A 7,010-nucleotide genomic window follows, 5' to 3' on the forward strand; every position below is an offset into this window, starting at 1 on the left:
GGCGAGCACTCCATCAGCTCCGCCGCCATGCCCACCCACTGCGAGCCCTGACCCGGGAACACGAACACCACACCCGAACCGGAACCCGCCACACCGGTGACGCCCTCGCCGGACGCCAACGCGGCCAGCCCGGCCAGCGCCTCCGCCCGGTCCCGCGCCACCACCACACCACGGTGCTCCAACGCCGCACGCGACGACACCAGCGAGAACCCGGCATCCAGCAACGACAGTTCGGCACGCTCATCAACGAACGCCGCCAGGCGCTCGGCCTGCTCGGCCAGGGCCGCCGCGGACCGGCCGGACACCACCCACGGCACCACCGGCAGCGAGGACACGACCAGACGCTCGGCCGACTCCTCGGCCGAACCCCCGGACACGTCGGCAGGAGCCTGCTCAAGGATCACGTGTGCATTCGTGCCGCTCACACCGAACGAGGAGACACCCGCCCGACGCGGGCCTCCGGTCTCCGGCCAGTCCCGCGCCTCGGTGAGCAGCTCCACCGCGCCGGCCGACCAGTCCACGTGCGGGGTCGGCTCGTCCACGTGCAGCGTCCGCGGCAGCACACCGTGCCGCATCGCCATCACCATCTTGATCACACCGGCCACGCCCGCCGCGTACTGGGTGTGGCCGATGTTCGACTTCATCGACCCCAGCCACAGCGGCCGGTCGGACGAGTGTCGTTGACCGTACGTGGCGAGCAGTGCCTGTGCCTCGATCGGGTCACCCAGCGTGGTGCCCGTACCGTGCGCCTCCACCGCGTCGACCTGGTCGACCGTCAACCCGGCGTTGGCCAGCGCGGCCCGGATCACCCGTTGCTGCGACGGGCCGTTCGGCGCGGTCAGACCGTTCGAAGCGCCGTCCTGGTTCACCGCGCTGCCGCGCAGCACCGCCAGCACCGGGTGGCCGTTGCGCCGGGCGTCGGAGAGCCGCTCCACCATGAGCACACCCACGCCCTCGCCCCAGCCGGTGCCGTCGGCCGCGGCCGCGAAGGACTTGCAGCGACCGTCCGCCGCCAGACCGCGCTGACGGGAGAACTCCACGAACATGCCCGCGCTGGCCATCACCGTGACGCCGCCCGCCAACGCCAGGTCGCACTCGCCCTGGCGCAGCGCCTGCACCGCCAGGTGCAGGGCCACCAGCGACGACGAACACGCCGTGTCCACCGTCACCGCCGGCCCCTCCAGACCGAACGAGTAGGAAATCCGGCCCGAGTTGACGCTGCTGTTGGTGCCGGTGAGGACGTAGCCCTGGAGGGCGGAGTCCTCGTCCATGCGCGGCCCGTAGTCCATCGCGGTGGCCCCGACGAAGACGCCCGTCCGGCTGCCGTGCAGCGAGGAGGGGTCGATCCCGGCCCGCTCGATCGCCTCCCACGAGGTCTCCAGCAGCAGGCGCTGCTGGGGGTCCATCGACAGCGCCTCGCGCGGCGAGATCCCGAAGAAGGCCGCGTCGAAGTCTGCCGCCGCGTCCAGGAAGGCACCGTCGCGGGTGTACGACCGACCGGTCCGCTCCGGGTCCGGGTCGTAGAGGCTCTCGACGTCCCAGCCGCGGTCCAGCGGCCAGCCCGAGACGGCGTCCCGGCCCGCGGCGAGCATCGCCCACAGGTCCTCGGGCGAGTTCACGCCGCCGGGGAGCCGGCAGCCCATGCCGACGATCGCGATGGGCTCGTCGGTCACCGGGCGCTCCACCGCCCCGGCGGGCTCGGCGGGCGATCCGAGCGCCTGGGCGTGCAGGTGACCGGCGAGGACCGCGGGCGTCGGGTAGTCGAAGAGCAGCGTCGCCGGCAGCGCCTGCCCGAGGGCCGCACCGAGGCGGTTGCGCAGCTCGACGGACATGAAGGAGTCGAAGCCGAGTTCCTTGAAGGTCAGTCGGCTGTCCACCGTGTCGGGGCCGTCCTGGCCGAGGACGACGGCGGCATGGGCGCGCACCTGTCGCAGCAGCTGCTGCTCGTCCGGCACCGCGGCGGTCGCGGCGGCGAGAGGCTCGGCGGCGGCCTCGGCACCCGTCGGGCCCTGGGCGGCCGACGTCACCGGGGGTACCGGCGCGTCGTCCAGCCAGTAGGTGTTGCGCTGGAACGCGTAGCTGGGCAGCTGCACCGGCCGGGCCGGGCCGAAGACGGTGTCCCAGTCCAACTCCGCGCCTCGGACGGCCAGTTCGGCCAGCGAGCTGAGCACCCGGCCCAGCGAACCGTCATCCCGGCGGGTCGAGGGGACGACGACGGCCGACTCGCCGACCGCCTCGATGGTCTCCTGAACCCCCATGGCCAGCACCGGGTGCGGACTGACCTCGACGAACACGCGGTGCCCCTGCCGCAGGAGCTCCCGGGTGGCCGCCTCGAACTGCACCGTGCGGCGCAGGTTGGTGTACCAGTACTCCGCGTCCATCTCGCCGGGCTCCAGCCAGCGTCCGGTGACGGTGGACAGCAGCGGGATCCGGGCCGCCTGCGGGGCGATCGGGGCGAGGTCGGTCGACAGCCGCTCGCGGATGGCCTCCACGTGGGCCGAGTGCGAGGCGTAGTCCACCGGGATCCGGCGGGCCCGGACGCCCTGCCCGGACAGCTTGGTGACGAACCGGTCGATCGATTCCGAGTCGCCGGAGACCACGGTGGAGCGCGGACCGTTGACCGCGGCGACCGCCAGCCGGTCGCCGAACTCATCGAGCAGCGGGCGCAGTTCCGCTTCGCCGAGGGCAGCCGAGGCCATCCCGCCCGGTCCGGCGAGTACGGTCAGCGCCTGGGCGCGCAGCGCGACCACGCGGGCCGCGTCCGCCAGCGACAGGGCGCCGGCGACGCAGGCGGCCGCGATCTCGCCCTGGCTGTGGCCGACCACCGCGGCGGGCCGTACGCCCAGGGACTGCCAGAGCGCGGCGAGGGACACCATGACCGCGAAGAGCACGGGCTGCACCACGTCGACCCGCTCCAGCGAGGGCGCTCCCGGCGCACCCCGGAGCACCTCCAGCAGCGACCAGTCGACGTGGGGCCGCAGGGCCGTCTCGCACTCCTGCATCCGCTCGTTGAACACCCCTGAGGACGCCAGGAGTTCGGTGGCCATGCCGATCCACTGCGAGCCCTGGCCCGGGAAGACGAACACCGTCCCGCCCTGGGCGTCGGCCTGCCCGGTGGTCAGGCCCGCGCGGATCTCGCCCGCGGCCAGTGCGTCGAGCCCGGCGCACAGTTCCGTCCGGTTGGCCGCCAGCACCACGGCACGGTGGCGGAAGGCGGTCCGGGTGGCCACCAGCGAGTGGCCGAGGTCCGCCAACTCGACGTCGGCGTCCTGGAGTCGGCTGCCCAGCCGGTCGGCCTGGGCGCGCAGGGCCGCCGCCGTACGGCCGCTGACCAGGAACGGCAGCGGGCCCTCCGGCCGGGAGTCGGTGGGAGCGGGCCGGGACGTCGGCTCGACCGCGCCGGGGGCCTCGGACACCACCAGGTGGCAGTTGGTCCCGCCCACGCCGAAGGAGCTGACCCCCGCCACCAGCGGACGGTCCGGGTGCGGCCAGCCTGCCAGCCGGTCCTGCACCTTCAACCGCAGTTCGGCCAACGGGATTTCGGGGTTCGGGACGTCGTAGTTGAGGCTGGGCGGCAGCTCCCGGTGCCGGATCGCCAGCACGGCCTTCAGCAGGCCCGTGATGCCCGCCGCGCCCTCCAGGTGGCCGAGGTTGGTCTTCACCGAGCCCACGGCCAGCGGTGCCGTCCGTCCGTCCGCCGTGCCGTAGGCGGCGCCCAGTGCCGCCGCTTCGACGGGGTCGCCCACCTTGGTCCCGGTGCCGTGCAGTTCCACGTAGCCGACGTCGGCCGGGTCGACCCCGGCCTGTCGGCAGGCCTCGGTCAGCACGGCCTGCTGTGCGGCCGGGTTGGGCACCGTCAGGCCGCCGTCGCCGGAGCCGTCGTTGTTGACGGCACCGCCGCGGATGACCGCCAGTACGGTGTCACCGTCGGCCAGCGCCTGCCGGTAGGTCTTGAGCACCACCAGGCCGGCACCCTCGCCGCGCACGAAGCCGTTGGCCCGGGAGTCGAAGGTGAAGCAGCGTCCGTCCGGGGAGAGCCCGCCGAACCGGTCCATGACCAGGGCGCTTTCGGGCGCCAGGTTCAGGTGCACACCGCCCGCCAGCGCGATGCTCGACTCCCCCTTGCGCAGGCTCTCGCAGGCCAGTTGGACCGCGACCAGCGACGAGGACTGGCCCGTGTCCACCACCAGGCTCGGGCCGTGGAATCCGAGGGTGTAGGAGATGCGGTTGGCGATGATGCTGCGGTGCAGACCGGTCAGGCTGTGGTGGGTGACCGCTTGGCCGCCGCGCCGGTGCAGCAGGGTCGCGTAGTCGTCCCGGATCGCCCCGGCGAAGACTCCGACCGGCTTCGAACGCAGCCGATCCGGGACGATCCCGGCGTGCTCCAGAGCCTCCCAGGCCAGCTCCAGCATCAGGCGCTGCTGGGGGTCCATGGCCACGGCCTCGCGCGGCGAGATGCCGAAGAAGGCGGGGTCGAACTCCCTTGCGCTGTCCAGGAATCCGCCCCACTCGGCGCCCGGGGTCAGCGGCTCCCCGGCCTCGGCCTGCGGCACGGCACGACGGTCCTCGGGCACCCGTCCGATGCTGCTCGCGCCCTCGCGCAGCAGCCGCCACAGCGCGTCCGGGTCCGCCGCACCAGGCAGCCGGCATGACATCCCGATGACGGCGATCCAGTTGTCCTGCTGTGTCGAGGTCGCCTGACCGGCTACACGGGACCCGCTCAATTTCAGCCACACTCCGCAGAAGGACAAGGAAAACCGACGGACACTCAGACGAGTCCCCGCTATCCGCACACACTGATGCCGCACATCACATCGCCCGCACGGCGAAGTCCCGTGCGCAGAACGGCGATCCGCTCTACTGATTAACCTTCACAAACGGCAGGTGCCGTCACGTCATGTAAAACGCGCATATCCGTCCACGCCCGGAACATCAAGAGGGAAGCATTCGACCTGAGTCCGCGCAGAGGCCTGGGGCGAGCGGAGCCCGGCCCATTTCATGACAGACGATCAGGGAAAGCACGATTCGGCGACAAAGCGGACAACATGTGCCCGGGTCTAGCAGACGGATGACTCCGCGCCGGAGCGGCCGGCGCTCCAGCCGCGAAAGCCGTGAAGGCCGTGAAGTGAAGGTGAACAACGATCAGAAATGCAGGATCCAAGCCCTGTCATGAATTCAAACCCCCGTGATGAGTGCTCTGTGCACTTGCGTACGAACGTACCCCCGGCTCAGGACGGCAGGCAAGTGTGATCTACGCCTCTCGACCGGGTGCCCACCCCTCCGCACCAGCCAGAACGTACCCGGAGCCGGGCTCGCCCGCCACCCTCGACCGGCCCTCGGCATACGAATGGAGCGGAGGCCGTCAGTTCACTTCCGCTTCAGTCAACTTGAGGTACTCTCTGCCGGGATCCAGTGTCACCGGGCCGTCAACGACGCCGCCACGTGTTGCGGACGCTGTTCATGCGCCTCGGGGCTGGATCGACAGTTCATCAGGGAAGTTCAATCGGGGGCGCGATCGGTGCCGAACTTCTCTCCGCACGCCGGGACCCGTCCGTTCCACGACCGCTGATCGGGATGCGCTGCTCTCGACGTCCCCGCTTGCGCCGAACTGGCCCAAATCATCGAGGAGTTTACATGAGTGACACTGCGGACCAGCTTCTTGCCTATCCCTTCAAGGGCGAAGCCTGTCCTTATGATGTGGCCTCCGGCTACAAGCAGTTGCAGGAAAAGGGGCCGATCAACAGAGTCACCTTCCTGGACGGGAGCGAGGGCTGGGTGGTGACGGGGCACGAGGAGGCGCGCGCCCTGCTCGCCGACCCCCGGATCTCCGCCGACCGCAGCAACCCGAACTTCCCGCAGACCGCCAAGTACGCGCCCGGCATGCCGCCGGTCACCACGAACGACCCCATGCCGCGGGAGGAACGGACCTTCAGCTACATGGACGGCGAGGAGCACAGCTCCCAACGGCGTCTGGTCATCCCGAGCTTCACCGTCCGTCAGGTGAAGGCCATGCGCCCGCTGATGCAGCAGGTCGCCGACGAACTGATCGACAAGATGGTGGCCACCGGGTCGCCGGTCGACCTCATCTCCGCGTACGCGGCACCGTTCTCCCCCACCATGCTCACGCACATCCTGGGCATTCCCGAGGCGGAGCGCGAGTTCTTCCAGCAGCGCGTCCAGTCGCTCGCCGCTCCCATGGAGCACATGATGCCGGCGCTCCTCGACCTCGCCGGCTACCTCCCCGGCCTGCTGGAGAAGAAGACGGCGGAACCGGGTCAGGACCTGCTCAGCAGCCTCGTGTCCAGGAGCGAGGACGGCACGGCAGAGCTCACCCCGCAGAACCTCCTGAACACCACCATGCTCGTGCTGATCTCGGGCAACGAATCCAGCATGACGATGATCTCCCTCGGCGTTCTAGCGCTGCTGGACAACCCCGAGCAGCTGGCCGCCTTCCGGGCCAACCCGGAGCTCGCCCCCAGCCTGGTCCAGGAGCTGCTGCGGTACCTGTCCGTCGGCGGCTCCGCGCTGCGGGTGGCCACCGAGGACATCGAGATCGGCGACCGGCTGATCCGTGCCGGCGAGGGCGTGGTCATCGGGATCAAGGCGGCGAACCGCGACCCGAAGGCCTTCCCGGACCCCGAGGCGCTCGACGTGCGGCGGGGCGACAACCAGCACATCGCCTTCAGCCACGGCCCGCACACCTGCGTGGCGCAGAACTTCGCCACCGCGCTGCTGGAGACGGCGTTCACCACGCTCTTCGCCCGCCTCCCGGAGCTGCGCCTCGCCGTACCGCGCGAGGAGCTGCCGGTCGGCGGCATGGGGCTCTGGCGCGTCACCGAGCTGCCCGTGACCTGGTAACTCCGGTGACCACGGGCACCGCCTGGTGAGAAGGGCTGTGGTGGGGGGTGGGGGGGGGGGAAGGCACCACCCCCCCAGACCCCCACCGGGGCCCCCCCCCCGCGCCGGCCGGCCCCGGGGGGGGGGGGGCCCGAGAATACACAACCGCGGGG

General features: G+C 71.3%; 2 protein-coding genes. One reads left to right on the plus strand and one right to left on the minus strand.

The genetic code is table 11. The annotated features are described in order from the left end of the window. Positions 1–4,655 (minus strand): beta-ketoacyl synthase N-terminal-like domain-containing protein (locus tag ACIRYZ_RS30885; RefSeq protein WP_402950540.1); only part of this gene is annotated, 4,655 nt, incomplete at its 3' end. Positions 4,656–5,634: 979 nt separating this feature from the next. Here ACIRYZ_RS30885 and ACIRYZ_RS30890 point away from each other — a divergent pair. Beyond that, positions 5,635–6,858, plus strand: a complete 1,224-nt coding sequence (locus tag ACIRYZ_RS30890) for a cytochrome P450 (protein WP_402950543.1) — start codon at positions 5,635–5,637, stop codon at positions 6,856–6,858. Positions 6,859–7,010: the final 152 nt, after the last annotated feature.

The sequence above is a fragment of the Kitasatospora sp. NPDC101155 genome (assembly GCF_044768305.1).
Classification (GTDB): Bacteria; Actinomycetota; Actinomycetes; order Streptomycetales; family Streptomycetaceae; genus Kitasatospora.